At 47.7% G+C, this 19,009-nt stretch carries 13 protein-coding genes; all 13 read right to left on the bottom strand.

Annotation, left to right across the window (positions count from 1 at the left end; genetic code table 11):
- Nucleotides 1-47: 47 nt before the first annotated feature.
- Nucleotides 48-3,596 (bottom strand): helicase-exonuclease AddAB subunit AddA, encoded by a 3,549-nt coding sequence (gene addA, locus ACIHKT_RS04215; RefSeq protein ID WP_086035690.1) that lies wholly within the window; start codon nucleotides 3,594-3,596, stop codon nucleotides 48-50.
- A complete protein-coding gene (locus ACIHKT_RS04210; protein ID WP_404352830.1) occupies nucleotides 3,593-6,931 on the bottom strand; it encodes a PD-(D/E)XK nuclease family protein in 3,339 nt (1,112 codons plus the stop codon). The genes addA and ACIHKT_RS04210 overlap by 4 nt, the downstream gene beginning before the upstream one ends.
- Before the next feature lie 76 nt (nucleotides 6,932-7,007).
- The gene (locus tag ACIHKT_RS04205; protein WP_157658928.1) at nucleotides 7,008-7,613 is read right to left on the bottom strand and encodes a stage II sporulation protein R; all 606 of its coding nucleotides are present in this window, start codon (nucleotides 7,611-7,613) and stop codon (nucleotides 7,008-7,010) included.
- Between the two features lie 61 nt (nucleotides 7,614-7,674).
- The gene (locus tag ACIHKT_RS04200) at nucleotides 7,675-7,899 is read right to left on the bottom strand and encodes a DUF3006 domain-containing protein (protein WP_404352828.1); all 225 of its coding nucleotides are present in this window, start codon (nucleotides 7,897-7,899) and stop codon (nucleotides 7,675-7,677) included.
- A 15-nt stretch (nucleotides 7,900-7,914) separates the two neighbouring features.
- Complete coding sequence (locus ACIHKT_RS04195) at nucleotides 7,915-10,563, bottom strand: DNA translocase FtsK (RefSeq protein WP_236849652.1); 2,649 nt, start codon at nucleotides 10,561-10,563, stop codon at nucleotides 7,915-7,917.
- Nucleotides 10,564-10,635: 72 nt separating this feature from the next.
- Nucleotides 10,636-11,400 (bottom strand): ClpP family protease, encoded by a 765-nt coding sequence (locus ACIHKT_RS04190; protein WP_086035686.1) that lies wholly within the window; start codon nucleotides 11,398-11,400, stop codon nucleotides 10,636-10,638.
- 82 nt (nucleotides 11,401-11,482) lie between these two features.
- Nucleotides 11,483-12,133 carry a TIGR03936 family radical SAM-associated protein gene (locus tag ACIHKT_RS04185; RefSeq protein WP_157658927.1) on the bottom strand — a complete coding sequence of 217 codons (651 nt, stop codon included), beginning with the start codon at nucleotides 12,131-12,133 and terminating at the stop codon, nucleotides 11,483-11,485.
- Complete coding sequence (locus tag ACIHKT_RS04180; RefSeq protein WP_086035684.1) at nucleotides 12,120-13,964, bottom strand: TIGR03960 family B12-binding radical SAM protein; 1,845 nt, start codon at nucleotides 13,962-13,964, stop codon at nucleotides 12,120-12,122. The genes ACIHKT_RS04185 and ACIHKT_RS04180 overlap by 14 nt, the downstream gene beginning before the upstream one ends.
- A 70-nt stretch (nucleotides 13,965-14,034) precedes the next feature.
- Entirely contained in the window at nucleotides 14,035-14,625 is a 591-nt protein-coding gene (locus tag ACIHKT_RS04175) for a site-2 protease family protein (RefSeq protein ID WP_157658926.1), read from the bottom strand.
- A gap of 23 nt (nucleotides 14,626-14,648) precedes the next feature.
- Complete coding sequence (locus ACIHKT_RS04170; RefSeq protein WP_086035682.1) at nucleotides 14,649-14,969, bottom strand: hypothetical protein; 321 nt, start codon at nucleotides 14,967-14,969, stop codon at nucleotides 14,649-14,651.
- 121 nt (nucleotides 14,970-15,090) lie between these two features.
- On the bottom strand, nucleotides 15,091-16,485 hold the full coding sequence (gltA, locus tag ACIHKT_RS04165) for an NADPH-dependent glutamate synthase (RefSeq protein ID WP_086035681.1): 1,395 nt from the start codon (nucleotides 16,483-16,485) through the stop codon (nucleotides 15,091-15,093).
- Nucleotides 16,478-17,326, bottom strand: coding sequence for a sulfide/dihydroorotate dehydrogenase-like FAD/NAD-binding protein (locus ACIHKT_RS04160; RefSeq protein ID WP_086035680.1), 849 nt, complete (start codon nucleotides 17,324-17,326; stop codon nucleotides 16,478-16,480). Before ACIHKT_RS04160 ends, gltA begins: the two co-directional genes overlap by 8 nt.
- A gap of 155 nt (nucleotides 17,327-17,481) precedes the next feature.
- On the bottom strand, nucleotides 17,482-18,960 hold the full coding sequence (gene spoIVA, locus ACIHKT_RS04155) for a stage IV sporulation protein A (RefSeq protein WP_086035679.1): 1,479 nt from the start codon (nucleotides 18,958-18,960) through the stop codon (nucleotides 17,482-17,484).
- Nucleotides 18,961-19,009: the final 49 nt, after the last annotated feature.

Raw genomic sequence — 19,009 nt, 5'->3', positions numbered from 1 at the left:
ATGTTTTGACGCAAGTCCTTTTTTGCTGACGCAGTACAAACTATTTCTTATGTATCAGACAAAATAATCGTCTTCCCCAAAGAAAAGGTATACAAAAGACATTCTTTTACAGGCATTCCTGTACATTGTGTCAGTGCCTCTTTATAGAGCATCAGCTGTACCTGGTAGCGGTCACGCAGTTTGTCCGGATTTTTTTCTCTGTCGGTTTTATAATCCAACAGTACCAGCCCGTCTGCTTCTTCAAATGCACAATCTATTGCGCCCTGTACAACAACAGGCTCCTGTCCCATGTCTGGCGGCAAAGAAATATCCAGCCGTGATGCTGGTATCTCAATTGTAAAACGATATTCCCGCAAAACTTTTTTGCTGTTTAAAATTCGTTTTGCCAGCGGTGACGCAAAAAAATGCTTGATTTTATTGATATCCACTGCATCTGCCTGTTCTTTTGTCAGGTACGCTTCCTTATACAGCCGTTCCAGCTCTGCTTCCGGATTAGAAGCAGCTGTTTTATAATCTACATATTGCATATAGGCGTGCAGTGCCGTGCCGCGCTCAGCCGGCGTTAAGCCGCCCTTCCCCAAAAAAGCCGGCCTGCTCATAGCTGCGTATTTCCGTTCAAACGGCGCCGCGGCGATTTCGCTGGCCGCGGTTTTTGCACGTACCTGTCCCAGCCGTAAATACGGATAGATGTATTCCGTTTCCTTCTTCAATTTTTCGTATAGTTCTGGGTTCGGAGAAACATTCTGCTCTGTTTTTTCCGTTCCATCAGTCTGCTGCAAAGGACCGGAAAATGAAACAATCTTGAAATGGCATTTTTGGCTGCACGGAACAATCGGCAAATCCACTGCATCTGCCGCTTTTCGCAAAGCCCCGGCATTCGGATGACGCAAAGCACATAGTAAAATCCAATCTGCAGTGCTCCCCGCTTTCTGTACAAGAAAGGCAGGAAGTTTTTCTTCCTTTCCTAATTTGGAAGCACATGAAGTAAGCTTTTTCTCGACATTTGACCCAGAGCAAAGAATCAAAAGTCTTTCTTTTGCACGCGTAACAGCAACATACAAAACTCGCAGTTCTTCGCTCATGCCATCGCATCTCTGTTCCAGTGAAACAGCTTCATGCGGCAAAGTTGTATAACGGCATCCGCTTTCTTCATCCTGCAACTGCAAACCAAAACCAAGCTTTGCATTCAGACACACTTTGTTAGTTTCCTGATGGAATCGTCGGCTGCATCCTGCCAGAATAACAACAGGAAATTCCAGCCCTTTGCTGTGATGAATGCTCATAATATGTACAACATCTGCACTTTCCGCAACGGGGCTGGCTGCACTTAAATCACTACCCTCCCGCTGCATGCGGTCAATGAGATGTATAAATCCGGAAAGACCGCCTGCACTGCTTTGTTCATACTTCCTGGCATATTCTATCAAAAGGTGTAAATTAGCAAGACGTGTTTCGCCATGGTCCATTGCTAACACTAAATCCTGATAGCCGCTTTTTTGTAAGAAAAACAGCAGGAAGCGGTCCGCCGGCAATGTGGCTGCCTGTGCCCTGTAAACCTGCAAATCTTCCAAAAAATTCTGGCAGCGTGTATTTCCTGCTGCGGCTTTTTTACGAACAGCAAGATAAACAGGTCCTTTCTTCTTTTCCATCCGTATACTTGCAAGTTCATCTGGCGTAAAGCCATATACCGGACTCGCAAGGACCGCTAGCAACGGAATATCCAAAAGTGGATTGTCCGCTGTGCGCAGAAAAGAAAGCGCCGTACGTATTTCTGATGTTTCAAAAAATCCATTTTCTGAACTGGCCCATGTCGGTACCCCAAAAGAGCTGAGTATACGCGCATATTGTGGTGCATACTTTTTGGCACTGCGCAAAAGGATACAAACGTCCCGAAGCTGTCCTTTACGCCGTCTGCCATTCTCCTGAACCGTTCCATTTTCAAGAAAATTCGTTATATACTCCGCTATGCGGCGGCTTTCCGCTTCTATCTGGTCTAAGTCCCCATCGTCTGTACTGCACTCTAATACGTCCAGCTCAGCATCTGGGACAGGGCTTTCTGGATAAGAACCACCATACAGCAATTCATCAGGGCCTGCATATTCCAGCCCTCCGGCATTTTTGCTCATCAGCTGACGGAAAAGGAAATTGACAAACGCAATGATACCTACACGGCTGCGAAAATTTTTCCCCAGTGTTATGCAGGAAGGAAATGTGGGAGCTTCCCTACAATAAATTTCAGCATGACTGCGCCTTTCCAAAAACAACCCAGCTTCTGCCTGACGAAACCCATATATGCTCTGTTTCACGTCGCCAACCATAAATAAATTTTTCTCTTCCTGAGAAATAGCCCGAAAAAGCAAGTCCTGAAGTTCATTCGTATCCTGATATTCGTCAACCAATACTTCGTCATACCGCTGTGACAGGCTATCTGCTTCCGGCGTACGTTTCCAGCCATCTGGTGTTTCCTGTACTAATAGCTGCAGTGCCAAATGTTCCAAGTCACTGAAATCTAATATTTTTTTCTCCTTCTTAACCGTATTCAGTTGGTCACTAAAGGTTTCGGTAACAGAAACCAGCTTGCTGACAACGGGCAGCAAACGCTCAAAATCTTCGCGGCACTCTTCCTTTTTACAGCAAAAGAGATGTTTTAATTGTTCTACTGTTTTTTTAACTTCTTTACGGTTGGCATCTGCTTTTAATTTATATGAACTTTCTTGATAACCCCGTACAGAAGGCATCCGTTCCCAGCTCACTGAATGGATCTGCTGATAAACAGCATCCCAGTCCCCTTTTTGCACTGTCTGCCGCAAACACTGCAAAATGCTCCAGTCTTCTTCATAAACTGGCCGCTGTGCTTCCCGCAGCTTATCTGTTTCCCCAAGTTTATCTAAAAGGGCAGCCGATTGTTCTGTCATCTGCATACTATACGAAAGCGCTGCTTCTGCATATTTCCGAACAGAGCTACCCCACTCTGTTCTATCTGGATTTGTTTCTCTGTACATATCTGCTTTTTCCTGCAGCCAGCGGCGCGGAAACGGATGACTGCGGGCAAACTGATATAATGTCTGGATAACTTCTGTTAGCTGCCTGTCATTCTTGCTGGAGGAAATGCTGTCTGCCATCTGCAGGAAATTCGCATCGTCTGCCGCATAATACCGGTCCAATACCTGCGTCATAGTTTGTGCCTGCAAAACTTCCATTTCACTCTGGTCCGCTACACGGAAATCTACAGGTACACCAAGCTGACTGAAATTTTCCTGTATCAATTCTTTGCAGAAGCTATCAATAGTACCGATTTGGGCATGAGAGAGCAAAATTTTCTGTCGCTGCAGGAAAGTACTGTTTGGATGTTTCTGCAGTTCCAAGGACAGACGCCGGTCAATACGGTCCTTCATTTCTGCTGCGGCCGCTTTTGTAAACGTAACAACCAACAGCCGGTCCGCAGCAATTCCCTGACTGGAATCTAATATTAAGCTAACTACACGTTCTACCAATACAGCCGTTTTCCCCGAACCCGCCGCAGCAGACACCAACAGAGGGCCACCACGGGCAGAAATTGCATCCTGCTGTTCAAGAGTCCACTTTTTATCGCTCATCTATCTTTTTCCCCCTCTTCTTTATGAATCTGCTGCAAAATCTCATTTTGTTTCTGCACAGTTTCTTCCCGGACCGGGCCATTTTCTTCATGCCCGCATACAGAAGTATAGGGACACCATTGGCAGGCATCTTCTAAAGGCATGGCCTGTACATTTCCGCTGTGCAGCTGTCTGCCCATTTCCTGAAGTTGTTTTTCGGTATACCGCAGAATGCTGTTTAGCTCTTTTTCAGTAACCATTGCATCTGTTTTGCGGTAGTCCCCATTTTTATTTTGCTTAACGGGTATGTACTTGCCGCCAGCGCCTTGTTCCATCGCCTTAATAACTTTTGTATCACTGCATATTAGGCCATTCATACACAGTTGCTTTTGCTGCTTGTCCCGTTTGTGCTCCTCGGTACGTTCCACCAGCACCGCAGATACAGAAGCGGGCATGTACAGGACACCAGCGGGAATCGGATTTTTATATTTCTCTTTCCCATTTTTACACAGTGCAGCAAGGTATAAAAGCATTTGCATATCGATTCCGTACAGAACATCGGACAGCGCAAACCGTTTCTGCCCCGTTTTGTAGTCAATGACGCGAATCCAAGTATGGCCTTCCTCTTCCCACGTGTCCACACGGTCCACTTTACCAATGAGCTCTACACTTCCGCCATCCGGGAGTGCCAAATGGATTCCCGGCACCCCCTGCGGACCAATGGGAAGCTCAAAATCCGATGGTACAAACTCGCTTTGGCAAAGTTCCTCCGCCACATGTCTGGCAATAACAAAAGCTGCCTGCGCCGCACGGAATAGAAGATGCTGAAACCTTGGAATATTTTCTGCATGTATACCCATTTTTTCATTTACATAGTCGTAAATAAAAGAAAGAATCAACTGATTTAACTTTTCCTCCTGCATATCTTTCAATTCTTGCGCACAAAAGCTGGAAAATAGCCGCTCCAATAAATCATGCATTAAGCTGCCGTATTCCATTGGGTCTAGTTCCGCCGTACGACGTTCTTTGGCCTGCAGGCCATACTGGCAAAAGTACTGGAACGGACATTTCGCATAGGTTTCTGCCTGAGAAGCCGAAATACGCATATCCGCGTGAAAAAGTTCTTTGGCACGGGATTGTTCTGCAAAGCACAGCGGCGTATGTTCTGCTGCGCGCCTAACCGCCGCCAGCTGAGGAGCATCCTGCTCCTGTGAAAACAATGCCTGCAAAGTAGCTTCCTGTTCATCTGCTTTTTGTCCCCAGCTGCGGGCCAACTGAGAAAATGCCGCTTTTCGGCTGCTGGAGAAAAAAGCTGTTGGAAGCGTGAATGCTGTTTGCACAGAAACATTTTTCAAAATGCGCTGCGTTTCTGTAACAATCGAAGAAGGCAATTTTGTATTTCCTCCGGTGTCTACTGTAGGCCAGGAAAGGTACAAATGACAGGAAGGAGCGCTGACTGCTGCATACGCTAAAAAGCGTTCCTGTACGTCTACACCAGCCATTGTATCGTTCAGCGGCAGACCTCCATCAATCAGTGACAGACGCTCTGCAAAACTAAACACTCCTGCTGTACCAGGTGCTTTTGGAAAATCTTCTTTCGCTGCATCTAAAAGGAATACAACCTTAGGTGACTCTATACGTATTCGGTCTGCTGCGCCCACCGTGACCTGGTCCAGTCCCTGTGGAATGCTGCTTATTTGGCTGTCAGAAATCACCATCCGCAGCAGTTCTTCAAAGCGGCTGCGGGCAATAGGCTGCTCCCCTAAAACCAGTGCACACTGGTCCAGTACCTGCATCAGCACATCCCAAAGACGAAGTGTATCATCAGCCAAAGACGGTGAACCGGCCTGTTCCAAAGCAGCTGCCAGCTCTTTCAAATGTTTGGGAACTTCAGCATCCTGCAGCAGCTGATATACTGCCTTTGCTATAGAAACTCCATCTGTATGTAAAGTGACCTTTGCAAACGCTTCCAGCGGATTTATGATTTGTCGCCGTGCTTTTTCAAGGCCCTCCAGCCGTTTCTGTTCATCTGGTGTAAAACTTCCGGTAAAGCCGTCCGGGTTCAGTGTAAACGGCTGATGCCAGGTTTTCCCGCTAATCTGCCATGTAAAGCAGTAATTTTCCAATACAGCTGTAACATCCGGTGTAATTCCTGTAAGATTCGTTTTTAGATAAGTGAAAATCGTTTCACTGTCATAGCCTGTCCGCACAGCTGCGAATGCAGCCAGAACAAAACGCATGAGTGGTTCATGTGTAATGTCACGAGCCTCATCCATAAAATAGGGAATTTCATAAGTATCCAATGCGGTATTCAAAATATCCCGGTAACTGTCCATATCCCGCGCAACAACCGCAATGTCCCTTGCCCGACACTGTCCCTTCATCAGAAGATGCCGAATTGCCGAAGCGACAAAAGAGGCTTCTTCATACGGGTTCGCCGCCTCATATAAAGTAACATGTTTTGCTGTTACCGCCGACTGGATATTCTCTGTACGGTAGAAATATGCTTCCAATTCCCGCAAATCATCAAAATAATACCGGATACCTGCCGGCAGCTTTTCCGGAGAAGCTACCGGTACATTTTCTTCATTTGCCAATCTAATGAAGCTATAAGCCGTTTGACGTACAATCGAAAACAGTCCCATACCATGTTCCGAATCCTCCAATGTATCGGTACAGAGGGATACCGTTACCTCCTGTGCCTGACGCATCACGAAACGCAGAACGCCATACTGCTGCTTTGTAAAACTTTGAAACTCATCAATAAAAACATCTGCTCCTTGAAAGAACGAATGTTTTCCAAGGCATGCGGCCGCACGTGTTAAATCGTCCTGTGGGTCTACCCAACTTTGTGCAACTAGTGCCTCATAGCAATCTAGAATTTGTGAGAGTTCTTCCAGTTTCTGCCGAAGAACAGACTTGTCCGATTGTATCGCTGCATTATGCAGGTCCCGTGGGGAAATCCCGCAGGACTTAAATTCAGCGTTGGCATCCAACAGCATTTGAATCAGTTCGGTTCCCTGTGCACTGCGCCGATAAAATTGAAGTGTATCTTTTATTTGTTCTAATGCCTGACTCATTAGAATGACACGGCCGCCGTCCGTCAGCCGCCGCCCGGCGCCGCCGCCGTAACTTCTTGCAAGCGCATCACACAGGCGGGAAAAGCTGAGTACCTGTACACGCTGTGCATCTTTTGGCCCAAGCAGTTTCAGCAATGCACGTTCATTGTCAAATGAAGCCTGCTCCGGGACGAGCAGGAATAGCTGTGTCTGTCCTCCTTTTGCCATGCTATGCAGGCGTTCCCGAATGGAAAATGTCTTTCCGCTTCCGGCTCTGCCCAGCAATAAGTGCAGCATATTTTATTAGCCTCCTTTAAAATAAAAGCAGCAGAAGCCGCTAATACAGGTTTTCTGCTGTTTCAAAAATGACTCTTTATTTTCCGCTTTTTAGATGGTTTTCTAGTTGCTCATAAAGCTCAACTGTTTTAAATTTAATTTGATAGGGACAGCCAGTCAAATCTTCCTGCGGCTGTGTCAGCACGTCCTGCAGTGTCTGTTTTGGCTCGGCGCAGGGCAGACACAGGGCAGGAAACAATACGCACCACCAATTATGTCCGGCACCGCTGCCAATTGTCACACGCAAGGCACGATAAGTTCCCGCAGGAAACGTAACCGCCTGATACTGACGTGTTGGAAACCATGTGTCTTCCAAACTCACGCGGACCGGTGCAGAAGAACCATTTTTCCGAAGCTCTTCTGTGGCTTGCTTTTGTATTTCCGCCAAATGCTGCTCCGCCGCCTGTTCTGCCTGGCTGCGGGTGCGTACCCCGGAAAACCACACATCGCTGCTGCGCAGAATACAGTCGCGCACTTTATATTTCAACGCCTGATCTGAAGCAGAATCGCTGTTTGCCAAAACATGCAGGCGCAGAACGCGTCCGGGAATCCCCTCACTTGCCGCAACTGCCGATGTGCAGGAAAAAGCAAATGACAGTATCAGCCCCAATACAACAGCGCGTTCCCAAAGTTTCCACTTCATGCGGAAATACCCCCTTTTCTTTATCAGGAGTATGCACATAGAATGGAAATATTATGCAATTCTATCTAGAAAAGACATCATTTTGCAGACGAGCATTTTGTTTGCGGCGGCGATCTGTTTCCTGCTGGTCAATCTGCAGTATACCCTCTGTATCATCTATTTGCAGCACGGTACCCTCTTTGGCACCTTCCGGCAGTTCAGTTGATTCAATGCCAAAGAGTCCTCCATCTTTATCCTCACAGACTGCATACTTGCCTTCAAAACGGTCAATAGAAACAGTTTTCATAGTTACCTCCATTTTTTATCCATTTTCAGTGGTTTCTTCCGGTGGCTTTGTCGCACTGCGTTCCAGCCACTGCTGATAAGTGATAAGCACCTTCCGCGGTTTGCTTCCCTCACGTGGACCGATAATCCCCATTTCTTCCATTTGATCAACAATTCGTCCCGCACGCGCATACCCTAAACGCAGACGGCGCTGAAGCAGAGAAGTAGAGGCTTGCCCAGCTTCCACCACACATTTCACTGCATCTTCCAGCATGGGGTCCACATCTGGTGCAGAAGAAGAGGATGATGATGTTTCTTTTTTATCAGCCACTGCATTCTTTTCAATCTCTTCTGCTATCTGCGGGTCATATCCAGGATTCTGCGATTGCTTAATAAATTCTACAATACTTTCAATTTCACTATCACTAACAAAGGCACCCTGAATACGGACCGGCTTTTGTGCACCAACCGGAGAAAAAAGCATGTCGCCATTACCGAGCAGTTTTTCGGCTCCGCCTGTGTCCAGTATTGTCCGGCTGTCCACCTGTGACGAAACCGCCAACGCAATGCGGCTTGGAATATTGGCCTTGATTAAGCCAGTTACAACATCCACACTAGGCCGCTGGGTAGCAATAACCAGATGCATTCCGGCAGCACGCGCCATCTGTGCTAGGCGGCAGATACTATCTTCCACCTCATTCGGAGCCGCCATCATTAAATCTGCCAGCTCTTCGATAAAGACGACAATCTGCGGCATATATTCAACGGGTGTACCGTCCTCTGCCACATAATCGTGCTGGGCGGCCAGTCTATTATAAGATTTCAGATCGCGTACATTGTATTTTGCAAAAAGCTTGTAGCGTTTCAGCATTTCCGTTACAGCCCAGCCAAGGGCACCGGCAGCTTTGCGCGGGTCCGTTACAACCGGAACCAAAAGCTGCGGAATGCCATTATAAATGGACAGCTCAACCACTTTCGGGTCAATCATCAAAAAACGAACATCTTTTGGTGTAGATTTATAAAGCAGGCTGATGATAAAGGAATTCAAACAAACCGATTTGCCAGAACCGGTGGTACCAGCAATCAGCAAATGCGGCATTTTAGAAAGGTCCGCTACCTGTGGGTCTCCGGCAATATCGCGTCCTAAACAAACAGTCAGCTTGCCCTTTGCCATCAAGAATGCGTTGGATTCCACTAGGTCACGCATACGTACGATGCTTTTTTTCTTATTTGGGACTTCTATGCCAACTGCTGCTTTTCCTGGAATAGGCGCCTCAATACGTACGCCGGACGCTGCCAAATTCATGGCAATATCATCGGCCAAACCGGTAATCTTACTGATTTTGACACCTGCAGCCGGCTGCAATTCATAGCGGGTAACAGAAGGCCCACGGCTAATATTAACAATCTTTGTAGACACGCCAAAGCTGTTGAGTACCTGCACCAACTGCTGTCCATTCGTGCTCAGCTCCTGCTGTATTGAAGAATTGTCGGGCATTGGGGATGATTCCAGCATAGAAACCGGCGGTCGCTGATAGCCGTCCTGTCCCTGCTGCTCCTGCACAGGCTCTGATTTTGCTGCTGGCTGTTCCCCGTTTTCTGGACGAGTCTCCGGCGGATGATTCTGTTCTTGCTGAACTGTTTCCACCTGTTTTTTGACATGTTCCATAAACTTTTCTGCTGCCTGTGCTGACCCACTGTCTGGCTGTTCTTGATGCTGTTCCTGTTCTGGCTCATTCTTATGGACACGGTCGTCACGAATTGGCTTTTCCACAATAGCGGAAGGCGGTACCTGCCGGGAAAAAGTTTTCTTTTCTTTGCTTTCGCTAGACCCAAAGATATCCTGCAAACGAGGCCGTGCTATTCTGCTCTTTTTTGGCTGCGGCGTCTGTACTGGGTGCATTGGCATTCCTTCATTATCCAATGGAATGTCAATATCTCGATTCCGATTTTTAATTTGTACGGATTCTACATAATTTTCATGTACGGCTCCTACTGCCTGACTAACTGCTTTTGCCGGCTTTTGAATTCCATGCCACAATCTTGCAAGTGTCGTCCCTGTCAGCAGCATCAGCGTAACAAAGAGCAACAGTATCAGTAAAATGCATGCGCCAGTTTTGCCAAGCCCTGCAATCATAGGAATGCCAATCAATCCCCCGACCAGACCAGCTCCGCCATGGTCTTTGCAGGAAAGGAAAAGGCTAAGCAGCTTTTCTCCAAATCCATGTGAAATTGAAACATTAGATGGCTGTAAAAAAGCAGTTACAACCGCGCTAAACAAAACAATGGAAACTGCTGACAGCCCAACTTTTGTGCTCATAAAACTGCCCTGTCGCTCAAAAGCCGTAGTAAAGGCCACATAAAGCAGCAGTATCGGCCACAGGAAGGCGCAATCGCCAAACAATCCCCGCACCAGGTGGTGCAGCATCAACCAAATATGTACCCCTGGAACAAGCGCAATGCAGGCAAGTAAAATTGCCAGTGCAAACAGCAGGACCGCCGATATTTGGCACTGACGTTGTTCTGTTTCCAGTGTACGGCGATTAACTGGCGGCGCCGGACTGCGTGTGCGCTGACGCGGCGGTGTACGGCTTGCCGTTCGCTGCTGCTTTGCCTTTGTTGGCGTTCTTCCAGAAGGTTTTCGCCTTCCGGAAGAACGTGAACGATTTGATTTCTTTTGTGCCAATTTAACATTCCCCTTATGTTTTAAAAGAGCAATTTCCAACCAGTACGAATGTACGGCGCAGTGCGCCGAATATTAAGATTTATGTGCTTTTTTGGAGGGTTTAGAAGATTTTGTTCCAGCCGCTTTTTTGTGGTTACGGTCAATCATATGGTACAGATAGTCTACTGCATCAGACAAACCGCCCAATGAATCAATCAGTCCCTCTGCTACAGCGTCTTCACCATCCAGTACAGTTCCGACATCCATGACCAATTCTTTGGTATTCATTGCCAACTGCATAAATCGTTTTTCTGACATCCGGCTGTTGGCGGCGACAAAACGTGTAATACGCTCCTGCATCCGCTGAAAATAGTCAAGAGTCTGTGGTACTCCAATCAACAGGCCGCTCATCCGCACTGGATGAATCGTCATAGTTGCGCTCGGCACAATGAAGCTGTGCTTCGCCGCCACCGCAAGCGGAACGCCAATGCTGTGTCCACCGCCCAATACCAAACTAACCGTTGGCTTTTTCATACTTGCAACAAGTTCTGCCAAAGCTAGGCCCGCCTCTACATCGCCGCCGACGGTATTCAGCAGCATAAGCAGTCCTTCTGTCTTCTCGTCCTCTTCAATTTCGACCAGCTGTGGGATAACATGCTCATATTTAGTCGTTTTGCTGTTGCTGGGCAGAATGGTATGGCCCTCTATCTGTCCAATAATCGTCAGGCATTGAATTTTATGATGCCCAGAGCCGGTAATAATGGTCCCCGTATCAGAGGGACGATCCCCTTCTTCCTCATCAGGCCCAAAATCCGGTTGCCCTCCCGACAAAATCTGGTTGTAATAATCTTTTTTCATGCTTCCGCCTCCTGTGACACTAGTCTGTCACAGAAAACAAAATCTATGTATTCCCATATAAGGAAATACATACTTAAATGCTTTATATAAACGGCTGCATTCCCGCATTGTATAAATCTGTACGCACAATTTGTGCATTCAAAGTGATTTTTAAATATGTTTCAATACAGTTGACAAGCAGATGCGGGTTAAGATTAAAATTGCAGCCAGCCGGCAAGACCGCATGAATACAAACACCCTCTGGCGTTGCGCTGACCTGTGTACGGTTAAGTTCCGGGTGCAGGTCCATCTGCAGAACACCATGTTTGGATTTTTTATCAACCAAAAGCGGCTGCCTTTGAAGCAGTTCCTGGATGCCCTGTGAAAGCGACTGCGGTTTTTTTGACGGCAGAAAAATTTGATAGGACGCAAATTCAATTTCGCCAGGCCTCATTTTCGGTTCCGTCACGTCCAGTACCCGAATGTCCGGCGGCAAAACTTTGTTCATGCGTTTCGTTATTTCTTCAACCGGCATATCCTGTTCCAAACGCAGGTCCATACTTTCCCGCAGCCCGCTAACACCAAGACTTAAAGGCAGCGCAAATGTCATATAGACACGGGAATTAAACCCCTGTGTATACCACAGCGGTAAATGTGCCCGGCGGGCAGCACGAGTCATGCAGCGCATAAGATCCAAATGAGAAATAAAGCGGGCAGAACCGGTCTTAGAAAACCACACTCTAATCTCTCTCATAGCAGATACCTCCCCCAAACTGTGCTGCTCCGCAGTGAGAGCAGGCCTCACGACAGTTCGGTGTTGTTTGTGCGGCATATGCACGCTTACACTCTCGTATTAAAAATTCCTTGCTAATGCCATAGTCCATATGGTCCCATGGAAGAACCTCATCAAAGCTGCGCCGTCTGTTGGCGTAAAAGGCAGGGTCAATTCCGCTCCGCCGGAAAACATCCAGCCATCTTTCAAAGGAAAAGCCCGCTTCCCAGCCATCCATTTTGCAGCCGCAGCGATGTGCCTCCAACAGTGCTGGTCCCAGCCTACGGTCACCGCGTGCAAAAACAGCTTCTATCAGACTGGTAGAAGCATCATGCCAGGTCGGATTGATTTTATGTGACTTGACTGCGCACAGCATATGATGCTGCTTCTCTTCCATTTGTTCCATGGTATCCTGCGGTTCCCACTGAAAAGGCGTATGTGGTTTGGGAATAAAAGCAGAGGCGCTGACCGTGACCTTCACTCCACGTCCCTTATGCCGCGCTGGATTTGCGTAGTACGCATCCACAACTTTCTGTGCCAGCTGAGCAATACCTTCTACATCCTCCATCGTTTCCGTTGGCAGACCAAGCATAAAGTACAGCTTAATGGTACTCCACCCGCCGGAAAAAGCGGTATTGACGGTTTTCATCAGTTCTTCTTCCGTTACGTTTTTATTAATAACGTTGCGCAGGCGCTGCGTACCGGCCTCCGGCGCAAAGGTAAGGCCGCTGCGCCGGACAGTTTTAATTTTATCCATAATCTGTGGCTGAAAGCCATCCACACGCAGACTAGGCAAAGAAATACTGGTCTTTTCGTCTTTTGACCACGTCAGCATACGGTCCAGCAGAGGATTGATTTGTGTATAATCACTGGTGCTCAATGAAGAAAGAGAAATCTCGTCGTAGCCGGTACTCTCACACAGCTCATGGCACTGCCTGTCCACAACTTCCGGACTTTTTTCCCGAACCGGGCGGTACAGGAATCCCGCCTGGCAAAAGCGGCATCCACGGATACAGCCGCGAAAAACTTCTTCCACAACACGGTCATGGATAATATCGATATAAGGCACAATAAATTTATCCGGATAAAAGCTGTTGTCCATGTCCATCATCAGACGCTTTTTCACACGCGCCGGTGCGCCGTGATTCGGCGTAATTGCCTGTACGGTACCGTCATCATGATATGTTACCTTATAAAAAGCCGGTACATAAATGCCCTGGATCTGTGCTGCCCGGGTCAGAAATTCTTCCTTTGTAGCACCCGCTTTTTTACATTCCCGATACAAATCACAAACTTCCAAGTCAACTCCTTCACCTTCGCCCAAAAAGAAAAGGTCAACGAAATCGGCGATTGGTTCCGCATTGCAGACGCAGGGGCCACCTGCCACGACAAGGTTTTTGAGTCCCTTTCGGTCACGGGAAAGGAGTGGTACACCCGCCAGCTCCAGCATATTTAAAACATTTGTATAGCAAAGTTCATACTGCAAGGTGAAACCGATGATGTCAAAGTCTCCTACCGGGTCACCGCTTTCCAATGCATACAGCGGCAAATTTGCTTTCCGCAGTTCTTCTTCCATGTCCAGCCACGGCGTGAAGACACGTTCACACCATAAATAATCCCGTGTATTCAGCTGACTATATAGAATCTTTATACCCAAATGGGACATTCCAACCTCGTATGTGTCGGGAAAGCAAAAAGCAAACCGGACTTCGATATTCTGTTTATCTTTTACAACGCTGTTCAGTTCTCCGCCAACATAGCGGCCGGGTTTCTGCACACGGCTTAGCAGCGTTTCAGTTTCTCGATTAATCATATATCCTCCTGGGGCAGCCAGTCTGATATGGCTGTAATCTTATTTATTATACCCCAGATACAGCTGCCCTTCAAGCCTGCCCAAACCTTTCTGGCTTCATTAGCAGCAGAATAAAAAGATAAATGTCTGCCAGCAGCAGTGTGACATTCCAGTGGGAGCGAAACAAGAGCAGAAAACCGGCTACCCCAATCGGTACCAATGTCATAAAAGAGCATATCTGCACAATCCTATATGAAGTCTCTCTTTTACAATGACAGCTCAGCAAACTTAAAAGTGCCTGTCCCCCATCCAGTGGCTGAACAGGGAGTAAATTGAAAACTGCCAGTACGATATTTGCTAAAGCAAAAAGCTGCACAGCCGGGCTGACCGGTGCCAAAATTCGGCATAATAAAAGGAGCAAATACAGCAATAGATTCACCAGTGGACCGGCAGCCGCAATAAAAGCGTCCTCTAAATAAGACTCCGTCCCACCCTCCGCGGAAATTTCTGCACCAAGGGCTGTGAAACGGATTTTTATCGGTGCCCGCCCGCACAAGTGCATGGCCAGGAGGTGTCCGCCCTCATGTAGTGCTGCCGCACATAGTCCGCACAGTGCCGCACCGGTCCTATCTGCCAGTAGAAGGAATGCCATCAATGCAAAAAAAGGCACTGTTGTTTCCACACGGCAGTTTCCTGTAAAAAAAATCATGTTTTTTTGCTGTTTGCGGCTACTGAAGATGCTGATTTCCCTTTAGACGAACCGCCGTCCGACTGGGTATGGCTAGACTGCTGCGGCAAAACAGGTTTTGAAAAGTCGGCCTGCGGAAACCATTCCACAAATTTTTTTTGCAGATTTTTCGCTGTGGAATCCGGAAGAACCGAATTCTGCAGCAGGCCGGTATACCAAATTTTGCTGTCCGCATAAGTTTTTCCACCAACTGCAAAGCGCACAATCAGTGCCACCAAAAGTACCACCATACACAGGACAAGGCGGACTCTCCATAAGACCCGTTTTTCTTCTTTCATTTAGCTGCCCCCTGCCTGTTCTCTTTTCCAGTCAGATATATGTAACCGATGGAAAGAATAGAACCTAGTACAGCAAAAAGCCCGCCGCTTTTACAAGCAGCAGGCTAATCAAGTTTACCTGTTATTTGTTTTTGCCTTGAATAAATGCGTCAATGGAATTTGCCGCGGCTTTGCCGCCGCCCATCGCCAGAATAACGGTTGCCGCACCGGAAACTGCATCGCCGGCAGCGTAAACGCCCTCACGACTTGTTTTCATAGTTTCTTCATCAACAACAACGCAGCCTTTGTGATTTGCTTCCAGTCCCTTGGTAGTGGAGCGAATAAGCGGGTTCGGGCTGTTGCCGATTGCGACAACAACGCAGTCCACAGACTGTTTAAAGTTACTGCCCGGAATCTCTACCGGACGGCGGCGTCCACTGGCATCCGGCTCTCCAAGCTGCATTTTGACACACTCTACTTCCTGTACATGTCCCTTATCGTCCCCTAAAATGCGCACGGGAGCGGTCAGGAAATTAAAGATGACGCCTTCTTCTTTCGCATGATGAACTTCTTCCCTGCGAGCCGGCATCTGTTCTTCGGCACGGCGATAAAGGACGTGCACCTCTTCCGCACCCAAACGCAGGGCCGTACGAGCCGCATCCATGGCAACATTGCCGCCACCGATGACCGCCACTTTATGGACCGGTACGGCGGGTGTATCATAGTCCGGCTTGTAGGCTTTCATCAGATTGACCCGTGTCAGGAACTCATTCGCTGAATAAGTACCAACCAGCGCTTCACCCGGAATATTCATAAAATTCGGCAGTCCGGCACCCGTACCGATAAACACAGCTTCATAACCCATATCAAACAGTTCATCAATTTCCAGCACTTTGCCGATAACCATATCTGTCTTAACTTCAACGCCTTTTGCCTTTAGCGCATCAATTTCCTTCTGCACAATTTCCTTTGGCAGGCGGAACTGCGGAATACCATACATCAGCACACCGCCTGCAACATGCAGTGCTTCAAATACGGTAACCTGATAACCTTTGGCCGCCAAATCCCCGGCACAGGTAAGGCCGGACGGACCAGCGCCGATAATGGCTACTTTATGTCCGTTAGAAGGCACTTTTGTGCTTTCTTCTGTTCCATGCTTCATGTGCCAGTCGGACACAAAACGCTCCAGGCGGCCGATACCGACCGGTTCACCTTTCAGTCCACGCACACATTTACTTTCACATTGTGTCTCCTGCGGGCAGACACGGCCGCATACTGCCGGCAGAGAATTTGTCAGTTTGATAATTTGAAAAGCTTTTTCATACTCTCCATTGGCAACATGAGCAATAAAATCAGGAATGTGCACGCCAACCGGGCAACCGGAAACGCAGGGCTTATTTTTACAGTTCAAGCACCGCTGTGCTTCGTTTTTTGCCATTTCCTCTGTGTAGCCCTCTGCCACTTCTGCAAAGTTATGGCACCGAACCTCTGGTGCCTGCTCCGGCATCGGTGTCTTTTTCTGCTGCATATTAGGCATTTTTTGCACCCTCCATCAACTTGCACTTTTCTTCTCTGGCCATTCTGCGTTCCTCATCATAGTAGGTGTGGCTGCGTCTAATAGTCTCATCAAAATCAACTTCAAAGCCATCAAAGTCTGGGCCATCCACACAGGCAAACTTTGTTTTACCGCCAACCGTCAACCGGCAGCCGCCGCACATGCCTGTTCCATCAATCATAATAGGGTTCATACTGACAATCGTTTTGATGTTTTTCGGCTTGGTAACGCCGACAACCGCGCGCATCATAACCAGTGGACCAATGGCTACCACCAGGTCATAACCGGCGCCGTTGTTAATATTCTCTTCCAATGCGCTGGTAACAAATCCCTTATGGCCATTGCTACCGTCGTCCGTCATTAGATACAGGTTGTCACAGGCAGCGCGCATTTCATCTTCCAGAATAATAATATCCTTGTTGCGAAAGCCAGCAATCATATCCACTTTTGTACCCATCTGATGGAGCGCTTTGGCCTGAGGCCAAGCGATTGCACAGCCAGCACCGCCGCCAATGACCGCTGCACGGTGATAACCCTCCAGTTCACTTGGCTTCCCCAGTGGGCCGACAAAGTCAAGCAGGGCATCCCCTTCCTGCAGCTGGTCCAGCTTCATAGTTGTCTTGCCCACAACCTGATAAATAATCGTTATCGTACCGGTCTTGCGGTCATAATCTGCAATGGTCAGCGGAATTCTTTCACCATGCTCATCCACACGCAGAATAATGAACTGACCCGGTTTTGCCTTTTTTGCAATAAACGGAGCTTCTACAACCATAAGTGTCATGGAATCGTTCAGCTTGCGTTTACCTACGATTTGAAACATGACTCCACATCCTCACCAGTTATTTGCCTATCTTTGCCTGATTAGCTTTTGCCGCATGACATAATTTTATTATATCTATCTTTGCAGGCAAAAGCAAGAAAAAATCGAGCAAACAGCCGAAAGCCCTGTTTGCCCGAGTGTTTTTGAACATTTTATTAAAGAATAATGCAAATCAGGCCGTTGCAGCCATCATTGATAATGCGCTCTATTGTCTCCCTTACCTTTTCACGGGCGTCCTGCGGCATACGGTACAGCTTGTTGTGCATACCCTCGTTAACCAACTCATGCAAGCTCTTGCCAAAGATATTAGACTCCCAAATCTTCGATGGATTTTCTTCAAATTCTTTTAGGATATAAGAAACAAGCTCTTCACTTTGCGCCTGTGAACCCACAATGGGTGTAATTTCCGTTGTAATCTGCGTTTTCATCATGTGAATAGACGGTGCAGTTGCCTTCAGCCGAATGCCGTATTTGCCGCCCTGCCGAACAATGCGCGGCTCCTCCAGTGTCAGCTCATCTGTCGACGGCATGACAATACCGTATCCGGTTTCCTGCACATCATGATAGGCATCTTTAATTTTATCATACTCTTTCTGCATATCAGCGAAACGCATCATGCTATCCAGAAGGTCTTCCTCGGTTTCCAGCGAAAGCCCTGTTTTTTCGCCCAACACTTTATAAAACAGGGACTGCGCCAGAGTGACTGCTATCCGGACCTTGCCTGTGCCGAGATCAACATTAGAAACCTCCGCTTTATCAACGTATTCGCACTCAGACACTTTTTGTGTCATGTTGGTCATTTCTCGAATACAGCTTACCACAGCGGCGTTGTCCCGAATGGAAGTGTACACGGCAGAACGCAGCCAGTGGTCTTTCTCCAGTGTGGAAACCCAATGAGGCATATCGACACGAATTTCCTGTATTGGGAACTCAAACAGTACTTTAGAAAGAATCTGCCGAATTTCTTTCTCTTCCAACTCCAGACAGTTCACCGCGAGAACCGGCACTGCATACTTTGCCTCCAGCTGCTGTGCCAGCTGCTGCGTTTCAGCTGAACCGGGGTCAGTGGAGTTCAGCAGGACAATAAAAGGCTTATGTATCTCTCTGAGCTCTGTAATGACGCGTTCCTCAGCATCCTCATATTCTTCCCGTGGAATATCGCTGATGCTGCCGTCCGTGGTCACAACCAACCCTATAGTCGAGTGTTCCGTAATGACTTTCTTTGTACCAATTTCCGCAGCCATATTAAACGGCACCGGGTCATCAAACCACGGCGTCATGACCATGCGCGGATTTTCCCCTTCCACATATCCCAAAGCACTGGGAACAATATATCCTACACAATCAATCAGCCGGACAGAGAAAACGGCATTGTCGCCAATGTGTACCTGTACCGCCTGTTCCGGAATAAATTTCGGTTCCGTCGTCATAATTGTCCGGCCGGCCGCGGACTGCGGCAATTCATCCACCGCCCTGTCCTTACGGGCTTCCTCATCAATGTTTGGAATGACGATGGTATCCATAAATTTTTTGATGAAGGTGGATTTCCCAGTACGCACCGGCCCAACGACACCAATATAAATATCTCCGTTTGTCCGTTCAGCAATGTCCCTGTAAATCGTATGTTCTTCCATTTCCTGCCCTCCTGTATTGTGATGCTGCCATGGCTGCTGTGCGGTTTTG

The organism is Caproicibacterium sp. XB2 (assembly GCF_044880635.1).
In the GTDB taxonomy this organism is placed as follows: domain Bacteria; phylum Bacillota; class Clostridia; order Oscillospirales; family Acutalibacteraceae; genus Caproicibacterium; species Caproicibacterium lactatifermentans.
The sequence above is the reverse complement of the archived record's forward strand: the minus strand, read 5'-3'. Positions and strand labels throughout refer to the sequence as shown.

Coding starts and splice junctions, on each gene's coding strand:
- addA (WP_086035690.1), bottom strand. CDS start 3,596: ATGAGCGATAAAAAGTGGACTCTTGAACAGCAGGATGCAATTTCTGCC.
- ACIHKT_RS04210 (WP_404352830.1), bottom strand. CDS start 6,931: ATGCTGCACTTATTGCTGGGCAGAGCCGGAAGCGGAAAGACATTTTCC.
- ACIHKT_RS04205 (WP_157658928.1), bottom strand. CDS start 7,613: ATGAAGTGGAAACTTTGGGAACGCGCTGTTGTATTGGGGCTGATACTG.
- ACIHKT_RS04200 (WP_404352828.1), bottom strand. CDS start 7,899: ATGAAAACTGTTTCTATTGACCGTTTTGAAGGCAAGTATGCAGTCTGT.
- ACIHKT_RS04190 (WP_086035686.1), bottom strand. CDS start 11,400: ATGAAAAAAGATTATTACAACCAGATTTTGTCGGGAGGGCAACCGGAT.
- ACIHKT_RS04185 (WP_157658927.1), bottom strand. CDS start 12,133: ATGAGAGAGATTAGAGTGTGGTTTTCTAAGACCGGTTCTGCCCGCTTT.
- ACIHKT_RS04180 (WP_086035684.1), bottom strand. CDS start 13,964: ATGATTAATCGAGAAACTGAAACGCTGCTAAGCCGTGTGCAGAAACCC.
- ACIHKT_RS04170 (WP_086035682.1), bottom strand. CDS start 14,969: ATGAAAGAAGAAAAACGGGTCTTATGGAGAGTCCGCCTTGTCCTGTGT.
- gltA (WP_086035681.1), bottom strand. CDS start 16,485: ATGCCTAATATGCAGCAGAAAAAGACACCGATGCCGGAGCAGGCACCA.
- ACIHKT_RS04160 (WP_086035680.1), bottom strand. CDS start 17,326: ATGTTTCAAATCGTAGGTAAACGCAAGCTGAACGATTCCATGACACTT.
- spoIVA (WP_086035679.1), bottom strand. CDS start 18,960: ATGGAAGAACATACGATTTACAGGGACATTGCTGAACGGACAAACGGA.